Origin of the sequence: Exilibacterium tricleocarpae, from assembly GCF_007004655.1 — a bacterium.
Taxonomy (GTDB): domain Bacteria; phylum Pseudomonadota; class Gammaproteobacteria; order Pseudomonadales; family Cellvibrionaceae; genus Exilibacterium; species Exilibacterium tricleocarpae.
The window spans coordinates 486,776-506,165 of sequence record NZ_ML660088.1; the positions used below are offsets into that span (position 1 = coordinate 486,776).

A 19,390-nucleotide genomic window follows, 5' to 3' on the forward strand; every position below is an offset into this window, starting at 1 on the left:
GCCCCGCCTATTCCTGCGCCAACGCGTCGGCAGTTCGTTTGAGAACGACCCGCTGACCGGGCACCAACCGGTGCAGACCGGCTGCCACCAGCTTCTCGCCACTGCTGACGGCACCGTTGATAAACACCTGTTCGCGGTTGGCGTGGATAACCTGGATGTCGCGGGATTCCAGCCGGTACGCGTTACCGGCCCCGGCCGTGCCATTCTCATCGGCAGCGAGTAAATAAACACTCCAAAGACCGCGAATGCCGTCGGTTATCGCCGCTGCCGGCACCCAAAAGCCGGGGCTGTCGACCGTTTCGGTGAGGGTGAGGTAAGCGAGGTCACCGTTGACCACCAGGGCATCATCGGGCAGGCGAAAGCGAACCATCACGGTGCGGGTAACGGCATGGACATCGGCACCGACCGCCAGCACCCGCGCCGCCAGGGTATTGCCGTCGACTTCAATGCGGCTGGGATCGCCCGGCTGCAGGATCGGCAACATGCGCACCGGCACGCCGATATGGGCCTCCATAGCCCCCTGCTGCTGCAAACGCAGGACGGCTACGCCCGCGTTCAGGACCACCCCCTGATCGGCGAAGCGCCGGGTTACCACCCCGTCGAACGGGGCTGTCAGGGTGGATTTGCGAATCCGCGACGCCACCGACGCCACCGACGCATCCAGCCGGGCGATACTGGCGATCAACGCCGCGCGCTCCGCATCGAGTTCGTCCAGCCGCTGTTCGGAGGTGAAGCCGCTCTGGCGCAGGGAGCGCTGGCGCCGCAAGCTGGCCTCGGTGAGCTGCAATTGCGCCCGGGTTTCAGCCAGTTGCGCATCGAGTTCGCGCCGCTCGATGCGCAGCAGTTCCGTATCCAGGACTGCCAGCACATCGCCCTCGGCCAGGGTTTCACCCTCATCCACCAGCACCTCTGCCAGCTTGCCCGCCTGTTCGAAACCCATATCGGCATGCTGGCGGGCGCTGACTTCGCCGCTGAAGCGGCGCTCGACCTGGTAACTGCTTTGTTCGCTCAGTACCAGTGGGCTGACGCGGTGAAAATACGGCGCCAACACCGCTTCGCCGGGGTCCTCGCCAAGCGCCGCCAGAATCACGCCGGCCAGGCCGATCAAAGCGGCAATCAGCAGCATCTGAATGCGGGAGAAGGAATAGAGGATCATTGCGGTACCTCGAAGTAGCTCCGGGTCGTGAAACCCGACAAATCAAACTGGGCAGTCCAGTTTGATGGAGTATAGACAAATCATACTGGACGGTCTAGTCTATTTTTCATATCGCAAAATCGCTACACTGAAAGACCTGTTAGCCAGCTACCTGAGGTGATATCTTTCGCGCCATGACCACAGATAATATCGATCATCCGGCAACCGATCGGCCTGCAGCCGCCAGCCTCCAGCCCAGAGGTCGCTCGCGCAGTGAGGAAAAGCGCCAGCAGATTTTCGATACCGCCGCCAACCTGTTTGCCACCAACGGTTATACGGGGACCAGTATGGACCAGATCGCCGAGGCGGCCGGGGTGTCCAAACAGACCGTCTACAGTCACTTCGGCGATAAGCAGGGGCTGTTTATTGCCTCGATCCGGCACAAATGCATCGTCAATGCCCTCGACGCCGACTTTTTCCAATGTGACTTGCCACCGCGGGAAGTGTTGCTGAAACTGGCGCAAAACTTTATCGAGCTACTGCTTAGCGAGGGCGCCGTCAGGGTCCACAGAGTCTGTGTCGGCGGCGCCGAACAGCACCCGGAGGTGTCTCAAATGTTCTACGAGGCCGGGCCGCAACCCCTGGTGGAGTTGTTGACAAACTACCTGCAGAGCCAGGCAGACCGGGGCGAGTTGGCGCTGGACAACGCCCGCCACGCCGCCTCACAGTTTTTATCCATGATCAATGGGGATGCGCCGTTTCGGGCAGTGTTGGGGCTGGAACAGCAACACAGCGCGGAGGAGCTGGACAGCTACAACCGCAGTTGCGTCGACATGTTCCTGCGTGCCTATCGGCCTTGAGGAACGCGGGCCTTTGAGAAAAGAATTACGGGCCTTGAAGAACAGTTCAGGCCCGCCACAGCGTCCAGCAGCCGATCACAATAAAACCGATACCGGCAACCACCGACAGGGTTTTCGGCCCGAGATAGTTCGACACGACACCGCCGGCGAGCACACCCAGCCCCGAGGCTGCAATCAGGGCCAGGCAGGCGCCGGCAAAAACCGCCCATTTATCTACCGATTTATCCGCCGCAAACAGCATGGTGGCCAGTTGGGTTTTATCCCCCAGCTCCGCCACAAACACCGTCGCAAAAACCGTCAAGATCACTTTAATATCCACATGGACTCCACTGTTTAATGCCACCCTGCGGTCACCACAGGGCCGCGAAGAAAATCGCCAAACCCAATTAAAACTTGCCGGTATTGGCGTTATAATGCCCGTCCTCTTTCATTTCAGGCTCCGCGCCCAGCCTCGCATCGCGGCTGCACTTTAACCAAACTGGGGTAAATTGTCTTGCAACTGGATCAAGCCACCGCCGAGAAGCTGCAGCAATGGGAACGGGACCTGAACGCTGAATACGAACAATTGCAGTCCCGCTCACTCAATCTCGATCTGACCCGCGGCAAACCGTCCGCCGAGCAACTGTCCCTGTCGAACGCTATGGACGGCATTCTCGCCGGCGACTATACCAGCGCCGATGGTACCGATACCCGCAACTACGGCGGTATCGACGGCATCAAAGAAATGAAACGCCTGGGCGCCGAAATTCTACAAGTCGACGACGGCGAGGTACTCGTCGGCGGCAACAGCAGCCTGACGCTGATGTTCCAGGCGGTACTGCACGCCTACCTGTTTGGTTTTGACGGCCCGCAAAGCGCCTGGAGCCGGCAGCAGCCGGTACAGTTTGTCTGCCCGGTGCCCGGCTACGACCGCCATTTCGCCATCTGCGAGCAATTGGGTATCGAGATGCTGACGGTCCCCATGACGGCCGCCGGCCCGGATATGGACGCGCTGGAAAACCTCGTGCGCAACGACCCGGCGATCAAGGGCCTCTGGTGCGTACCCAAGTATTCCAACCCGACCGGAGCCGTCTACAGCGCTGCGGTGGTCGAGCGGATCGCCGGACTCGGGCGTATCGCCGGCGCCGGCTTTCGGGTGTTTTGGGATAACGCCTACGCCGTTCACGACCTCGGCGACACGCCGGCGGCACTGGCGAGCATTATGGACTGCTGCCGCAAACAGGGTACCGAGGATTCAGTCATTCAGTTTGCCTCCACCTCTAAAATCACGTTTGCCGGGGCCGGAGTGGCATTTATGGCGGCCAGCGCCGCCAACCTGAACGCCTTCAAAGGTTCCCTGGGAATCGCCACCATCGGTCCCGATAAGGTCAACCAGTTGCGCCATGCTCGCCTGTTTCCCTCGCTGGCGGCGCTGCACGACCACATGAGAAAACACGCACAGATCATCAAACCGCGCTTTGCCTGTGTGCTCGATCAGTTGGAAGCCGCGTTTGGCCACTGTGACCTGGGCCGTTGGGAAAGCGGCAGCGGCGGCTACTTTATCTCTTTCAGCACGCGCCCGGGGCTGGCGGCGGAGGTGGTGCGACTGGCGGCAGCGGCGGGCGTCAAACTGACACCCGCCGGCGCGACCTTTCCCTATGGTCGCGACCCCGATGACAGCAATATCCGTATCGCCCCCACCGTGCCCAACGTGGCAGAGCTGGATACGGCGATGCAGGTGTTTGTAATCTGTGTAAAGCTGGCCTCGGTGAGGCAGGCGATTGCAACGCGCCAATAATAGTAACGCGTTAATAATAGCAACGCGCTAATAGCGGCAACGCATTAGCAGCAGCGCGCTGACAGCCTGTCGCCGGCGCGGCGAGCGATAGACTTTGCCCCGTTAGCGGTAAAGTTTTCCCAACAGGCTGTAACTTTTTATGCAACTCAGGTCTCGACCATGTGCGAACTCCTGGGCATGAGCGCCAACGTGCCGACCGATATCTGCTTTTCCTGGGCCGGGATGATGAACCGCGGCGGCGCCACCGGTCCCCACAAAGACGGCTGGGGCATCGCCTTCTACGAGGGCCGCGGCATCCGCGAATTTCGCGATCCGGCACCCAGTTATACCTCGGAAATCGCCCGGTTCGTGCGCAATTACCCGATCAAAAGCGAAACCGTGATCAGCCATATTCGCCAGGCCAATGTGGGCAACATCTGCCTCGAAAACACCCACCCTTTTATCCGCGAACTGCACGGCAGCTATTGGTGCTACGCCCACAACGGCCAGTTGCAAAACTTCACCGAGCTGCCGCTCGGGCAGTTCCGGCCGGTGGGCACCACCGACAGTGAGCACGCTTTTTGCTGGCTGTTACAGCAAATCGCCGGTGAGGTGCCGACCACAGCGTCCAGCGCCGAACTCGGTGCGGTGCTACACCGCTGCTGCCGGACACTCAGTGACTACGGTGTCTTCAATATGCTGCTGTCGAATGCGCAAACGCTGTTCGTCTACTGTTCCACCAAGCTGCACTGGATAACCCGGCGGGCACCGTTTGGCAAAGCGCAATTGCAGGACAACGAACTGACCGTCAACTTTGCCGAACACACCACCCCCACCGATGTAGTCAGCGTCATCGCGACCGAGCCCCTGACCACCAACGAGACCTGGACCGCACTCGCCCCCGGGGAACTGATCGCGTTTGCCGCCGGCGAGGTGGTGGGCCGTTGGCCGGCGACCCGTGACTGACCGGCATGTCCTAGATCAAGACTTTAGCTGCCGCATCGGGTTATAGTCTGCCCCTTGACCTGACTGCAACATACGCAGACTATAGGTTTGCGGGCGCGCCCGACACCGGTGCCGCGGCCGTCCAACGTTGAACGACAGACGACAGTAAACAAAAGACGACAGTAAACAAATCGGGTGACAATGAAAGGCTCTCGCAAGCGCGCACTGCTGATGTCCGACCTGGCGAAGATGGCGGGGGTATCGAAATCGACCGTATCGAGAGCACTGGCCGGCAGCGATCTGGTCAACAAAGAGACCCGTGCCCTGATTCAAAAGCTGGCCGCGGAGCACAACTACCGTATCAACACCAACGCCCGCAACTTTTTCCTGCAGAACTCCCTGACCATCGCCGTGTTGCTGCCGTCGGCCAACAAAGGTGACTGGCGCATATCGGACCCTTTCTTTCTGGAACTGCTGGGCGGCATCGCCGAGGCCGTCAACGAAAAAGGGCACCAGTTATTGCTCGCCAAAACCCACCCGCAGACCGGCAATTGGATCGAGGATTTTATCAACGCCCACACCACCGACGGCGTGATACTGATCGGCCAGGGTTCACAACACCAAAAGATCAATGAAATTGCCGAGCACTTCAAAGGCCTCTCGGTATGGGGAGCCGAGGTCGACGACGGCCAGCACTACGCCACCGTCGGCAGTGACAACGAACTCGGCGGTTACAAAGCCACCCGCCACCTGATCGATCAGGGTCGCCGGCATATCGTGTTTTTGGGTTACACCACATTGCCCGAGGTCAGTTTGCGTCACGCGGGCTATCAGCGCGCGCTGCTGGAGGTCGGCCTGCCCATCGACAAGCAACTGGAAAGACCGGCGCGCCACAGTCGCAGCGCCGGTTATGCCTCCACCAAAAAGCTTATCGAAGCGGGCGTCACCTTCGACGCCATTTTTGCCGTCAGCGACCTGTTCGCGATGGCGGCGATTACCGCGCTGCAGGAAGAGGGTATCCGGGTACCGGAAGACGTCGCGGTGGTCGGCTACGACGATGTCGCCATTTCCGCTTTTTACAACCCGCCGCTCACCAGTATCCGCCAGGACCGCACCGAGGGCGGACGCCTGCTGGTGGACAATCTGCTCGCCGCCATCGATGGCGAAACGCCGCCGTGCAGGGTACTGGACACCGAGTTGATCGTCAGAAAATCCTCCGGCGGCTGACGCCACCAGGCCAGCAAGCGCGATTTTGGGTTGGCGGCGAAACCGCAACGGAAAAGCCGGCGCCTTGGCCAGCCTGGTCATATTCTGACCTATGAAATACACTTAATTCGCTTCAAAGGGCTACTTTTGCTAAATATTTTCCGGTTTTGCCCTTAAGGGCCATACAAAATACAACTCAACATATTGTACTACCACTCAAACCAGCTAATAATAGCTCTACTGTAATGCTGATATTTGAAAATATTTGTTCAAATACTGCCATTTAGAGCAATTTAGTCATGATTATTGATATTACAATCGCCAATTTCCGCTCGATTAAAGAGAAACAGACCATAAGTTTGTGTGCTGAAAGCACACCAAGACACCTTAAGAATAATATCGCCTTCCCCGGGGATGGTAAGATCGGTGTACTCAAAAGTTGCGGCGTTTATGGCGCCAACGCCTCGGGGAAGTCAAACCTGCTGCTGGCTTTTGAGGCGTTGAGATATATTATTTGCCGAAGTGGCGACCTCAAGGACGGAGATGAAATTCCTTGCTACGAACCTTTTAAGTTATCTGCTTCAGAGCCTTTGAAGCCCGTCGAATTTGAAATCGAATTTTTCGGTCCGGACGCCAGGAGGTTTTTATATGCCGTTTCCTTTGATAGCAATTCAATTATTACTGAATCGCTAGATTTCTACCCCGGACGAATTAAAGCCAATTTGTTCAAAAGAGAAGAGGGAGATAGCTGGCAAGACATAAAATTTGGAACACACTACAAAGGTGGAAAAAAGCGAGTCGCATGTTTCAGAAACAATAGCTACCTGTCAAAAGCAGGAAATAGCGCTGATGCATCTGAGGTGATCCAGGGCATATATAATTATTTTAGAAAAGACATCTTTCACTTAGGTGCAGGACAACAAGTTGCAATGTTCGATTGGAAAGATGACAGCGAAATCGTCCAAAAAATCTCAAAATTACTTTGTCATATTGACACGGGTATTGTTGAGGTTGAATTTAAAGATAGTGAATTTGATGACGGGGGTATTGATTTTTCCTCTTCGGTCCCTGAACCTTTGAGAAAAAAGATATTGAAGGATCGGCGTAGAAAAGCGTATTTTTCACACAAAGACCAAAATGGTGGTGTGGTTAAATTTACTGAAGAAATGGAATCTTCCGGCACCGTCAAACTCTTTAATACTCTACCCTTATTGTTGGAGGCATTTGAATATGGGGGGGTTTTACTACTAGATGAGCTAGACAATAGTTTTCATCCACATGTGGTGGAATTTTTGATTTCCTTATTTAACTCTTCAGAAGTAAATACAAACAATGCTCAACTCATTTTTACAACTCACAATATTAATCTAATGTCTCCCAATTTACTTCGGCGAGATCAAATTTGGTTTGTTGAAAAAGAAAATGGGGCATCTCTTTTTCACAGCTTGGATGAATATGACAAATCAAAAGTAAAGAGCAACAGTCCCTTTCGAAAATGGTATGAAGAAGGCAGGTTTGGTGCTATTCCTCGAATTAACAAGGAAAAAATATCCGAAATCTTAAGACATGGTGCAAGCTAAATGCCTAAAAAGAGAGGTAAACGGGTAAGGCAGCCAAAACCCGTAATGCATATTTATTGTGAAGGAGAGAAAACCGAGCCAAATTACATTAATGGATATATAAATGCCAAGCATCAAGGAAATAGAAGGCTAAAAATAGTACACATCGAAAAAACTTCAAAAAACACGCCCATTCAATTAGTCGAAGAGGCTTTGAAACAACAAAAAAACCGCTCCACACCTGATGAAGATGTTTTTTGGGTTGTTTACGACAGAGAGTCGAATCAGAAGTACCCCGACAACCTGCACAAAAAAGCCTATGAAAAAGCTGGAAACCGACTAAATATAGCTCTTTCGAATGTATGTTTCGAGATTTGGTTATTACTTCATTTTCAAGAAGTCACAGCACCATACTTAAATTATGACGATCTATATAAAAACAGCCAGCTTTGCAATCACCTTGCAGAAGCCGGTCTTAATAAGTACGAAAAGAGCGCTGCGTCGTTATATTCTTACCTTGATAAAAACGTGTTAGATGCGAAATCGAGAGCAGACAAAATGAATAAGGCTACTGTGAATTCATCAGGAATAGAGGCCCCCAAACCCTATCAACTGAATCCATTCACTGAAATGCATAAGCTCTTAGATGCCATTGATGAATTCATGGAAAAGAATTCATAGTTACAAGAAACATGACGCCACCACTCCTCGGCCGCTCAGCATAGCAGCCAGGCGTAACCATAAGGCGGCAGTGTCAGTGTGCCGTCAGCGCCGGCGCAAGCCGTACCGATTAAGTCCCGGCAGCCATCCGGCGCTCCAATTTCATCCAGCCCAACCGCACCGGCGCGACCGCTGAAATTAGCCAGCGCGACAAGCCTCTGCCCCCGGTAGCGGCGCACGCAGCCCAACACCGCCGGCGCCGCCAGCGTTGGAATATCCACCTCTGCCTGAGCGTGAAACACCGGTTGCGCGGCGCGCACCCGTGCCATCTGGGCCAGCGCGGCTTGAATGCGCTTGGCGGCCTGGCGGTGCAAAGGGGCCTGCGGGCCCTGTAAGGCGGGTCGGTGCAACCAGCGACCGTCCCGTCCGCTGCCGGCGGCGCTCTGTGTGTAGTCGTTCAACAACCCTACTTCATCCCCCATATTGATCAGGGGCACACCGCTCTGGGAAAAAATGATGCTGTATAACACTGTGATACGGGCCACCGCCAGGTTCACCGCGGCGCGATCGCCGTCCTGCAGCGCCTGCTCCAGGCCGGCCAGCGACGCCAGGGTACCGTTGGTGCCGTGCACCCGGTGTTCAGCCTGGGTCTCAAACCGCTGCCCGCGGGCATAAGTCTGGCCAGCGGCACTCGAGCCGGCGTAAAAATCCGCCACCCGTTCCAGTTCGGCAGCATCGGAAGACCAGTGGGCAGCGGCACTGTCGAGCAGCGTGCCCCAGCCGATATCGTCGTGGCAGCGAATGTAGTTCACCCAGGCGGTGCCGGCGGGATTGTGTGGCAGATCGCGCAGGAGGTGGGCGGTTTTGGTCGCTTCTTCAAGCGCCAGCGAGCGCCACAGCGACGCCATCAGGGCATTGTGATAAGCGATATGCCCCTCGCGCCCCTGGTAATCGCCCGCGCCGAAATACATCGTGGCCTGACGCGCGCCGACAATCGCCTCCACCTTCAAAATAACGCTGGGCACGGCGATCGCCACCAGGGCGCGAAACGCGCGCAACAGGGCGTGGGTCTCCGGCTGATTGAGGCAGTCGGTGCCGGCCCGCTTCCAGGAGAAAGCTGCCGCATCCATGCGAAACACCTCGACCCCTTTGTTGGCCAGGAACAACAGGTTTTTCAGCATTTCCAGAAACACTTCCGGATTATGGTAGTTCAGGTCCCATTGAAACGGATAAAACGTGGTCCAGACCCAGGCGTCCAACGCCGGCTCGAACGTAAAGTTGCCCGGCGCCGACACCGGGAAAACTTCGTCAAGATAGGATTCATAGGCCTGTTTCTCGGCTTCGGTTTCGAGCAGGTAGTAATAGTCCCGGTAGCGCTGCTCGCCCGCCAGGGCCTTGCGCGCCCACAGATGTTCCCTGGCCGTGTGGTTGTAGACGAAGTCGATACACAGGCTGATGCCGGCCTTCCGCAACGCGGCGGCGAGGCGCTCCAAATCGTCGATGCCACCCAGTTCGGCATGGGTCTGGCGATAGTCCTCAATGGCAAAACCGCCGTCGCTGTCGCCCGCTCGCGACTTCAACACCGACAGCAAATGCAGATAACTGACGCCCATGGACTTCAGGTAGGGAATGCGCCGGGCGACGCCGTCGAAATCGCCGGCGAACCGATCGACATAACAGGTATAGCCGATCAGGTCCGGTTGTTGATACCAATCTGTAGCGACCTGCTCGCGCGCCTGGTCGAGTTCACCCAGCACCTCGGGGCGGGCGCGGTTGGCCAGGCGCAATTCGGCAAAGACCCGGGACGTGACCTCAGTAAAATCGGGGCGCTGGCCGTAGAGGTCACCGAGGGCGCCGAGAGCCTGCTGTCGATACTGCTGCAGCCGGTCGTTAAACCCGGCTTCCCCCTGCCAACCCCCGTTGCCTTTACTGCTGGTCATGGTCTAGCGGCAATCGCGTTGAACGTTAACACCGATATCGTCCGCCCGGGCCAGGCCTCAGCACCCGGCAGGCGGTCAGGGCAACGCCATTGAACCATTATCAAAATGTGTACCTGAAGCTTACCGATGTGGAGGTACCGCTCAACGGCCGGGCACGCACAATATCGCCCGCTGCCGCCGTCCCCTCCTCCACCTCGGTAACGACAAATTCGTCGGTCAGGTTGTTGACATTGAACGACGCGCTGAGCGTGTCGGTAACGTTCCACAACGCAAACAGGTTAACCAGGGTGTAGCCTTCCTGTTCGAGGTCATTGTTGTCCTGCACGTAATAGTCGGTGGAGCCCTGTAAAGTCAGCCCGACGCTGTAGCGATCGGTTTCGTAACGCGGGGTGATCGTGTAGATAAAGTCCGCCTGGCGCCGCGGGGTGTTGCCTTCGAGGGCTGGATTATTGACGTCGGAAGTAATCTCGGCGTCGGTCCAGGTGACGTTGGCCAGCACATCAAAACTGTCCAGCACCTGCCAGGCCATCTCGAGTTCGAGCCCGGTGGCGTCATATTCGCGCACGAAGGTCACACCGCTGGTCAGTTCCGCCTGGGACTCTTCAGTGGTGGTATCGAACAGGGTGGCAAACAAATCGATCCTGTCGCCGTTGAACTTGTAACCGATCTCCAACTGCTCCACGTTATCGTAGCCGTCGGTGGTGCGTGTCAGTGAGCCGTCGGGGTTCAGGGTATTACTGATTTGCAACAGCCGATCACCGACGGCGCGACCGCCTTCACTGTAGCGGGCAAACACCGAGGAATTATCACCCAGCAAATAAGTGCCGCCGAGGGAATAAAACGTATCGTCGGCTTCGTAGTTGACGACCTGGGAGGCGCGCTGGCCCGGTGTCAGGTTGATGACGCCGCCGCTGAAAGAGGCCAGCACAGAATCGGCATCTTCCTGCAGGGTGTTGATCAGGCCATCGCCGTTGAGGTCCACATCGCCATTGCCGCCGCAACAAACCGCAATCTGCTCGCCGGATGCCTCGACCGTATCGCGACGCACACTGACGTCAATGGTGAGGTCGTCGCCGATATCGAAGCCCAGGTTCAGGTAGGGGGCGGTAACCGTGTAGTCGAGGTCCCAGACAAACGACAGGAAGCTCGGCGCCCACAGGCCATTGTCCACCAGCGCCGTGCCGTTGGCATCGCGGATATCGAGATATTGGGAGTCGCTGCCGTCCACGGTTTGAATAAAGACGGGCCAACTGTTCCACTGTGTGCTGATCGACTGTTTGGAGTAATAAAAACCCACCGTCACGGTCGGACCATTGTCGAACTCTTTGGTTAAATTGATATCGTTGATGGTGTTGCCCAGATCTTTCAGCGAGGTGTCAAAGAGCAGATTCAGGAACGCCAGGCCACTGTAGGGATCGCCGGCGCCGGGACCGTTGGCCAGGGTGACCGAGGTGGCGCTGCAGTCGATAGCGGGCTGTCCGGAGCCTGGCGCCTGGGCGGTATTGGCGCAGATGGTCGCCGCCATCGACGCCGCCGACTGCGGTCCGAAATCACCCAGTGTATCGGTAAACGGCGCGATAAAACTGCCGCTGATACTGGCGTTGCGAAATTTCTCCACCAGGGTCAAGCCCGGCTCGATTTCAAACCTGGCCTCGACCCCGAAAGCATCCACTTTCGACTCGATCCCGTCGCGCAAATCGCGGTTGCGCGGGTTGCCAAAGGCATCGAAGGTGTTGATGCGCGTGGTGTTGGCCGAGTGCAGGGTTTCCGTGCTGGCATCGAAGCCGGGCACGCTGCCGAAGCTGCCGTTGCTTTTTACCCGCACCGGTGCCGGCAGGTAGGTTGTCACCTTGTCATCCAGCGTCTTGGCCAGGAAACGGATATAACCGTTATCCAGCTCTTTGGTGATATTGAATTTAAGCTGGCCGCCGTTGTCGCCGCGGTAACCGGTATCGCGGATACCCTCGCCGTCTCTGACAAAGCCGCCGATATGAAAGCGCAGGCCGTCAGTAATTTCGCCGCCGTATTCGAAGTCGGAGCGCAGTTCATCGTAGTCGACGCCGAAGCTTACCCCGAAGCTGCCGCCCTCCTCTTCGCCGGTTTTGCTGATCATATTGATAACACCGCCGGGTGAGTTGCTGGCCAGTGTCGAGGCGGAACCGCCGCGAATCGATTCGATGCGCTTGATGGTCCAGTCGAAGCGGGTGAAGTTGTCGGTGTTGCCAAAGTTGATATCGCCGAACTCCAGCACCGGCAGGCCGTCCTCGTGTATTTGCATGTATTTGGAGCCGCCGGTTGCCAGCGGAATCCCGCGCACGGTGATATTGGCATTGCCGTTACCGCCGGAACTCTCGGCGCGTATGCCCGGCAGGCTGCGGAACACCTCGGCAATGGAACGGGGCGCGACCTTGTAGACGTCGTCGGTATTGATGCTGCTGACGGAGACGCTGGCCTGGAGTTTATTGACTGCGCGGGGCACCGCAGTCACCACCACCTCCTCGATCATCATCGCATCGCCACTGGTCTGGGCCCTTGCCTGGCTGGATACCTGACTCAATACCACCGCTGCCATCGCGACCGGCAGAACCGCCAGGGCTCGATTGAATCTCTCTTCTTGCAGAAACATTTTCCCTCCTCGCTCGCTGGCGTGATCGCTCTCTTTTTGGTTATATTTTTGGCTGTGTAAGGGTTGGCCGCCCGGGTAGGAAAGATGCGACCGAAATTAGATTACGCCTTGATACAACCGGTTGCAAGTCTTTTTACAACCGGTTGTAAAGAGCTTAAAAATAACTTAACGAAAACAAAAGGATACCGTCACACTCTTTTAAATCTTGATATGGGCACCGCCGCTGGTGGCACAGTGTGGGGCAGGTTTTACCTGTCCTTCTTGGAGGGGACCACTCCCCTGTGCCAGTAGCACCGCTTGCAGGATACCGCGGGGTAGTTTCAGCGTAGCCGGTAGGGGAGTGGCACCATTCTAGGGAGACGCAACTAAAGTTACGTCCCCACACCGTGCCACCGGATGACCGTCCTTGAAGGTGGTGGTTCTCTCGGCACAGGCACTATCTGTGCGCTGTGTGCAGATAGCCGATAAGAAGTAACAACAAGACGACCAGCGGTCGGGAAAAACGCTCTATACCAGCGGATGGCGCCTGCATGCCAGAATCAAACGCCAGTGTCTTTATAGGCTTGTCCATGGTTAGTACCCCAGCAGAGAAAATGGATCGTTAACAGTGCCTGTCCCCACTGTTGCTATGCCCTACGTACATCTCCGACGGTTGTCACACCAACTTTCTTATGAGGAATACCTTGGGTTAACTCTTGAAGTGATTTGCCTGGGGCACTATTTACAGACACACCATCAAGCTTTCCGGCAGCATCCGTCGTAACGCCAGAACCGCTTGTAAACCTATCGGCAGTACAACTACCATCACGGCATACAATAGCATTATCAGGTAATCCTCCCTTTGTAGCATTACTGCTTCAATTAAGTGTAGTTTACTCCTGCATCATACCCTTGTATTTACCTGAATTAGCAAGGTATTCAATAGCCTTTTCCATATGACTACGATCAACTGATTCCAATACCAACAGATTACTTTCGAAAAATATGGGTTCATCCTCCAATTCATCATCGATATCTTGAGTAAGTCTCGCTTGATCATAAAATGTTATTTGATAGCGTACACCATCAAACTCTGCAAGAGCTTGAAACCAGCCTTTGGATTCCACCTCCCAAGCATACTCTTCGAAATCATCTGGTAGTTTAAGCTGATAGTTGATCATAGTTATACCTTTAATTAGAGCAACTGATTTTGCTACATGCATCAATAAACTGCTGCGGAGTAAGATTAGCCCCAGGTTTTGGAGTGATTTCAAAATGACGTGGAACTTTGCCCCGCTGAATAATCTGGAGGGTGTCAGGTACTGAGCTCTGATCCACTTTATGTGGAACAAATCCCTTCGAAGAAACACTACTTGGATTATCAAACACAGAAACACCATGAGTTGGTTTCACTGTACCTGTAACTTTGTCTACCTTAAATTCATTGGGTCGCGGAGTAAAATCAGGCGCAGCTCCAGGTTTAGCGCCACGATAGAAATCTGGTCCCTTTGTAGCATCCTTACCCTCCTTCTTCAAAAGCTTCTTACTCAGAAACTTCGCCGCCCCCTTCCCCGAAAACAACGCCGGCATGCCCGTCGCACGTTCGAAGCCTTCCGCCGCCAGCTCCTTGGCGACCATCACTACCAGCGGTATGAGAAACGCCGCATTGCCATCCGGATCTACATATTTATAGGGATTGTTGTTCGCATACGCATAGCGATTAAAACTGACCGGATTATCAGCCTGAAAACCCACCGCGTCAATCCCCATAAACCGACCTATCGCGGGGTCGTAATACCGGGCACCCATATACGTCAGACCAGTCGCCTCGTCGTGAGGTTTACCGGTAAAGGACAACGAATGCGGACTGCCCTCGCCATCATCGACCTTATCACCGTAGGGACGATAGCTCTTTCGCCATAACAAGGCACCCGTTTCATCCGAAGCCGCCACCACTGAACCCGTCGCATCCGTGTGATAATAGGTGGTGGTTCTCTCGGCATAGGCACTACCTGTGCACAGATAGCCTATAAAAAGTAACAACAAGATGATCAGCGGTCGAGAAAAACGCTCTATACCAGCGGATGGCGCCTGCATGCCAGAATCAAACGCCAGTGTCTTTATAGGCTTGTCCATTTTTTAACAGTGCCTGTCCCCGCTGTTGTTGCTAATTTCGGAAGTTTGATTTGTCGGGCCTTTGTTGCGAGCACCGGCACCTTGAATACTCTTCTTCAGTTCAGATTGACTTGCATGTGTTGCAGTCCCATTTCTCGAAACAATAAAGTCAGTTCCGCTTTTTCCCTTTGTAACATTTAATCATCCAAATTACGAAGTCTCTATTAACACAGCCCCTATAAATTTTTTTTCTCCTTCACCTAAATAAACAATACATATTTTTTTGTAACTATTCAGCACATTCAGAGAAAATTCCAGGCAATGTACTCTGAAACAAAGAGGTTAAAGCATGAGTGGCGGTGAGTCCCTGCTTGCGGCAAGACGATACATAGCCACGTATACGTGAAAATATCACCGCCCCTTCCGGCGATCGAAAGCACCCCGATATTTTTTGCTGAACTTTGGTCATCCGAATATCGTTTTCACCCCGATTATTGGTGAAGGGCACAAAATCAATCACCATAAAGCGAAGAATATCATCCTCAAACTCTCTGAGTCGCTCCAGAAGATTGCGCGATTTCGACCGTTTTATCCTACCCCTCTGGCCTGCTTTTCGCTGTGATTTATCCGGTGGCGGGCATTCTTTTTCAGCGTCATCCAGTATGTCCCGATATTTTTTTCGATAATATCGCTCCTTTTGAGTCGGTAACTGACCTCCGGCATCTTTGACCTTTTCATTCAACTTCAACAGAAATGCCTGCATCACCTTCGCCCACTGCTGCCCGTCCTTGTCCCAGGCATATTCCAGTTCTCTCAGGTGATGGGCATTACACAAAGCGTGAGCGCAGTCATTGTACTGGTAGTAAGGCTTCCAATGATCGTGACAGGCTATGCCACGATAACCTGGCAGAATTCCCATCGCATCCATGGCTTCAACCCCCCGCTTTTGATGAGGGAACAAACAGGTCCACCGCGCATTGGAGGCACAATGCAGCCAATGCCGCTTGCCACCGACATTCACGCCGGTTTCATCCACATGAATCACTGGAGCGGCACACAGCTGGGCTTTGATGTAGTCTTCAGCACCCAGTGCTGCAATCAACTCGGCCGCTTCCTGGTTGAAGTTGAAAAGGGAGCCCACGCTGATGGGAATGTTCAATTGATCGGCGAAGTACTCTTCAATGCGGCTGTAAGGCAGCAACGGATATTGAGACAGGTAAACCGCGTGCGCCTTCAGTTGCTGCCCGTATTGAACGGGGCGATTTACCCCGTCGGGAAAAGCGGCGATAAAACGCTCCCCTTGTGCATTGGCTAACTACAGGGACGTACTTGCTGCGTGTCTTGAAAAGACCTACCGGTACAGCAGCCGGTTCGAAGCTCCCATGCTTGGAATTAATGCATGTGCTGAATAGTTACGTAGCAACAAGCTAAATCAGAGAAATAAAGCTACTCCAACGCCATAGCTTTTTCTTTAACTACGTTCTGGTTAGATTCCAAGAATGCTTCGTATTTTTCAAGCCAAGATGTTAGATCATTTTCTGTTGGCTGTGTCATTTGAACAGTTGGCCCTTCTGCAACAATCAAGTCATTTCCATCACAAATATCTGCTTCTACGAAATATATCCCATTACGATTAATAACATCCACCGTAATAGAGATTTCACCACCATTCCTATCCTTCATAAAAGTAAGATAGGCTCGCAAAGGAAAAGCAGTGTTACTGCTTTTCCCAATATCATGAATGAACTCATCACTAGAGTTGCATACGTACTCAACCAATGAAACAAATAGTGACTGTAATCGTAGCCATAAAAATTGAGTTAAATTGTCATTCATAATTATTTTCCGCTTACTTTTTAACCTGATCTACAACAGCGTCCATAAGCTCTTGTGTTAAGGGGTGCGTCGTACCACTACCTCTACTATCTATCCAGCCCTGCATTTGACTCATATCTTTGGGTTTTATCGGGACATGCCCGGTTTTAGAGTTGTCACAAACTGCGCACAGCTTGTCAAGTTTAGATGTATCTATAACTTGGTTTTTGCCAGGCATAGGATTGATGTTTCCAGACAGCCCGCCTGTATCCTTCGGCCGCGGAGTTAAGTTCGTTGGTGTTCCAGAGCCACCACGGTAAACTAGATTATCTCCCCCCTTTGTAGCAACAAACTATAGACTAGGCCATGGTTCTCCTACTATTTCTTCAATAGACCTGCATTTATTCATTTTGCTCTGGTTAAAATGTTCAACATATTCCACAGAATGATCTTTCACCCCTAATCGAGTACGAATCAAGTCTTCTGCATATGCAAGATTTACACGAATCTCCACAATCTCATCTGCTGATGGTTCATACTCCGTCCGTTCAATTAACCCTGCCGCTTGTAATAACCACCAACATATAAATGACAATTCATCTTCTTTGAGTACAAACTTTCCAAAAAGCGGTTTTGCGACAGAAAAGCTGTTAGCAACAGGCTTGCTTGGCATTGCTTTAGGGGGTACATCATAACCAGAGATTTCTGAGAGCCGAAAAATTATATCACGACAATTTGGTTGACCTCCCAAATAGTCAACCATATCTGCCCATTTTCCACCTAAAGCCCTATCAAATGAGAGCTGTAGCATCCTGATAAATAGAAACAAACCCATTAGAAATGTTTCATCAAACTTCATCGCTTACTCCTATTGACGCCTAATTTTGGGATTTGAACTCTTAATATCAAACGGTTTATCAGTTGGAATTACCCCTGTATTCCTGGGGCCAACTTTTGTAGGCTGTATCGAACTACGCGGAACGTCGAACTCAACAAACCTCCCCCTACCAAAAGCCCCTGTTTCAGCAGATGCAGATTTCGATGGTCCGAAAGGAGCTGTTTCTACATGAACACCCGCAGGATCACCTCTCCCTGGATTGATAGCGCCATCCTTTTTAGTGCCTCTTGCTCCTTCTGGAGATGTATGATGACGAACACGAACCAGGTCATCTCCTCCCTTTGTAGCATTAAATTAGCTCCAAACGACTGGTGACTTCCCCTCCTGTCTTAGCACCATTGCTTCAGGCCCGTTGTAATCGTCATCCTTTAAGCCAACCGAAATGGTTCTACCATCATCAAAGATGATTAAAACGCTATCACCAGACTCCTCTACAGATTTAACCTTCCTACCTTCAATACCTGTTACTGGCCCACCGTCATAGACATAGTTATTGAAAATACTCAGCGTCGTACCATCAGAAAACACAACCTGGATGTAGTCATGCACTTCTTCAATCTTGCTGATAATAAGCCCAATCAAAATCTGTAGAGCAGTCATATTCAGTCCTTAATCTATTGAGAAATGACTATCTTTATTGGAAAGAGTACGCCCGGTGTATGGATCTACCCCTTGACCGGACTTATTCTCATACTTGATATAGCCGTTCGGATAACCTGGGCTTTTTCCACGCGGTGGAGTTGGGTTCATGATACGCATCGTATCCACTTTTCCATTCGCGCCACCTTTACCACCAGTAAACGCACTACCAGTGGTCTTGCCTCCTGGGTTTACAACAGGCGTCGGCCCAGTAGCACCTTTTGGTACAGGGAATGCGGTACCTCCTGGTGACACGACAAAGTCAGGAGCCTTATCAGATGCTTTTCCTACCCCCTTTGTCGCACTAAATTTCTGCTTTTAGCCAAAATTTTTTAGGCCTCTGGCAATTTATCCTTCAGGCGCTGAATTTCAGCAAGCAGCTTAGGCACATCTTGTCTCGCATGGGCTATAAAATCTTGGTCTGCAACTGTAGCACCAATTAATTCAATATCGTCCCCTCTGTCTTCACCCTCTCCAGTCATTATGAAATTAGAACCACTGGTATGATTACGACCTTCCACATAAGATACCCATGGTGCACATGTTGCGGCGTCACATCGTAATCGTATTTCTTTAAGCTCAGCCTCAGTCATACCAGTAGATTCTTTACTCATGGAAATATTACCTATTCGGATTCTTCATCGTTGGAGTCATAAGATTTTCTGCTTGCTTAGCAGTTATACCTGATAAAGTTGCATGATTCGGATTATTCTTCGTAGGCGATGCGACTACATCCCCCCCAGCCCTACGTACATCTCCGACGGTTGTCACACCAACTTTCTTGTGAGGAATACCTTGGGTTAACTCTTGAAGTGATTTGCCTGGGGCACTATTTACAGACACACCATCAAGCTTTCCGGCAGCATCCGTCGTAACGCCAGAACCGCTTGTAAACCTATCGGCAGTACAACTACCACCACGGCATACAATAGCATTATCAGGTAATCCTCCCTTTGTCGCATCCTTACCCTCCTTCTTCAAAAGCTTCTTACTCAGAAACTTCGCCGCCCCCTTCCCCGAAAACAACGCCGGCATGCCCGTCGCACGTTCGAAGCCTTCCGCCGCCACTTCCTTGGCGACCATCACTACCAGCGGTATGAGAAACGCCGCATTGCCATCCGGATCTACATATTTATAAGGATTGTTGTTCGCATACGCATAGCGATTAAAACTGACCGGATTATCAGCCTGAAAACCCACCGCGTCAATCCCCATAAACCGACCTATCGCGGGATCGTAATACCGGGCACCCATATA

The 19,390-nt window shown here is 53.1% G+C and carries 17 protein-coding genes and 1 pseudogene; 6 read left to right on the forward strand and 12 right to left on the reverse strand.

All coding sequences use genetic code 11. From position 1 onward, the window contains the following. Nucleotides 1–7: 7 nt before the first annotated feature. Entirely contained in the window at nt 8–1,156 is a 1,149-nt protein-coding gene (locus tag FKG94_RS04650; RefSeq protein WP_142903014.1) for an efflux RND transporter periplasmic adaptor subunit, read from the reverse strand. 173 nt (nt 1,157–1,329) lie between these two features. On the opposite strand from FKG94_RS04650, the gene FKG94_RS04655 reads away from it, so the two are divergent. Further along, nucleotides 1,330–1,995 carry a TetR/AcrR family transcriptional regulator gene (locus tag FKG94_RS04655; RefSeq protein WP_142903015.1) on the forward strand — a complete coding sequence of 222 codons (666 nt, stop codon included), beginning with the start codon at nt 1,330–1,332 and terminating at the stop codon, nt 1,993–1,995. A gap of 46 nt (nt 1,996–2,041) precedes the next feature. Here the strand turns inward: FKG94_RS04655 and FKG94_RS04660 are convergent, their stop codons facing one another. After that, entirely contained in the window at nt 2,042–2,314 is a 273-nt protein-coding gene (locus FKG94_RS04660; protein ID WP_142903016.1) for a TMEM165/GDT1 family protein, read from the reverse strand. Nucleotides 2,315–2,488: 174 nt separating this feature from the next. Between FKG94_RS04660 and FKG94_RS04665 the strand changes: the two genes are divergently transcribed. The 5 genes from FKG94_RS04665 (at nt 2,489) to FKG94_RS04685 (ending at nt 8,142) form a co-directional block, all read left to right on the forward strand. Beyond that, nucleotides 2,489–3,772: an aspartate aminotransferase type Ic gene (locus FKG94_RS04665; RefSeq protein ID WP_142903017.1), complete on the forward strand. Its 1,284-nt coding sequence runs from the start codon at nt 2,489–2,491 to the stop codon at nt 3,770–3,772. Between the two features lie 159 nt (nt 3,773–3,931). After that, nucleotides 3,932–4,717, forward strand: a complete 786-nt coding sequence (locus tag FKG94_RS04670) for a class II glutamine amidotransferase (RefSeq protein ID WP_142903018.1) — start codon at nt 3,932–3,934, stop codon at nt 4,715–4,717. Nucleotides 4,718–4,897: 180 nt separating this feature from the next. Continuing rightward, a complete protein-coding gene (locus FKG94_RS04675; protein ID WP_142903019.1) occupies nt 4,898–5,923 on the forward strand; it encodes a LacI family DNA-binding transcriptional regulator in 1,026 nt (341 codons plus the stop codon). A gap of 278 nt (nt 5,924–6,201) precedes the next feature. After that, complete coding sequence (locus FKG94_RS04680) at nt 6,202–7,482, forward strand: AAA family ATPase (protein ID WP_142903020.1); 1,281 nt, start codon at nt 6,202–6,204, stop codon at nt 7,480–7,482. Continuing rightward, nucleotides 7,483–8,142, forward strand: a complete 660-nt coding sequence (locus tag FKG94_RS04685; RefSeq protein ID WP_142903021.1) for an RloB family protein — start codon at nt 7,483–7,485, stop codon at nt 8,140–8,142. It abuts the gene before it with no gap. Between the two features lie 35 nt (nt 8,143–8,177). Here the strand turns inward: FKG94_RS04685 and FKG94_RS04690 are convergent, their stop codons facing one another. From FKG94_RS04690 to FKG94_RS28950, 10 genes and pseudogenes are all read right to left on the reverse strand, one after another. Beyond that, nucleotides 8,178–10,061 (reverse strand): alpha-amylase family glycosyl hydrolase, encoded by a 1,884-nt coding sequence (locus FKG94_RS04690; RefSeq protein ID WP_142903022.1) that lies wholly within the window; start codon nt 10,059–10,061, stop codon nt 8,178–8,180. A gap of 100 nt (nt 10,062–10,161) precedes the next feature. Continuing rightward, complete coding sequence (locus FKG94_RS04695; RefSeq protein WP_246124926.1) at nt 10,162–12,687, reverse strand: TonB-dependent receptor; 2,526 nt, start codon at nt 12,685–12,687, stop codon at nt 10,162–10,164. Between the two features lie 872 nt (nt 12,688–13,559). Continuing rightward, entirely contained in the window at nt 13,560–13,847 is a 288-nt protein-coding gene (locus tag FKG94_RS04700) for a hypothetical protein (protein WP_142903023.1), read from the reverse strand. Nucleotides 13,848–13,857: 10 nt separating this feature from the next. Further along, a complete protein-coding gene (locus FKG94_RS04705) occupies nt 13,858–14,802 on the reverse strand; it encodes an RHS repeat-associated core domain-containing protein (RefSeq protein WP_218943429.1) in 945 nt (314 codons plus the stop codon). A 268-nt stretch (nt 14,803–15,070) separates the two neighbouring features. Continuing rightward, nucleotides 15,071–16,084, reverse strand: a pseudogene (gene tnpC / locus FKG94_RS04710) (IS66 family transposase); the annotation flags it as partial. Nucleotides 16,085–16,227: 143 nt separating this feature from the next. After that, nucleotides 16,228–16,617 (reverse strand): hypothetical protein, encoded by a 390-nt coding sequence (locus FKG94_RS04715; protein WP_142903025.1) that lies wholly within the window; start codon nt 16,615–16,617, stop codon nt 16,228–16,230. Between the two features lie 331 nt (nt 16,618–16,948). After that, a complete protein-coding gene (locus tag FKG94_RS04720) occupies nt 16,949–17,455 on the reverse strand; it encodes a hypothetical protein (protein ID WP_142903026.1) in 507 nt (168 codons plus the stop codon). Between the two features lie 333 nt (nt 17,456–17,788). Continuing rightward, entirely contained in the window at nt 17,789–18,094 is a 306-nt protein-coding gene (locus tag FKG94_RS04725; RefSeq protein WP_142903027.1) for a hypothetical protein, read from the reverse strand. A gap of 371 nt (nt 18,095–18,465) precedes the next feature. Continuing rightward, the gene (locus tag FKG94_RS04735; RefSeq protein WP_142903028.1) at nt 18,466–18,747 is read right to left on the reverse strand and encodes a hypothetical protein; all 282 of its coding nucleotides are present in this window, start codon (nt 18,745–18,747) and stop codon (nt 18,466–18,468) included. A gap of 7 nt (nt 18,748–18,754) precedes the next feature. Next, nucleotides 18,755–19,390: RHS repeat-associated core domain-containing protein (locus FKG94_RS28950; protein ID WP_218943430.1), on the reverse strand; the 636-nt coding region annotated here is incomplete at its 5' end.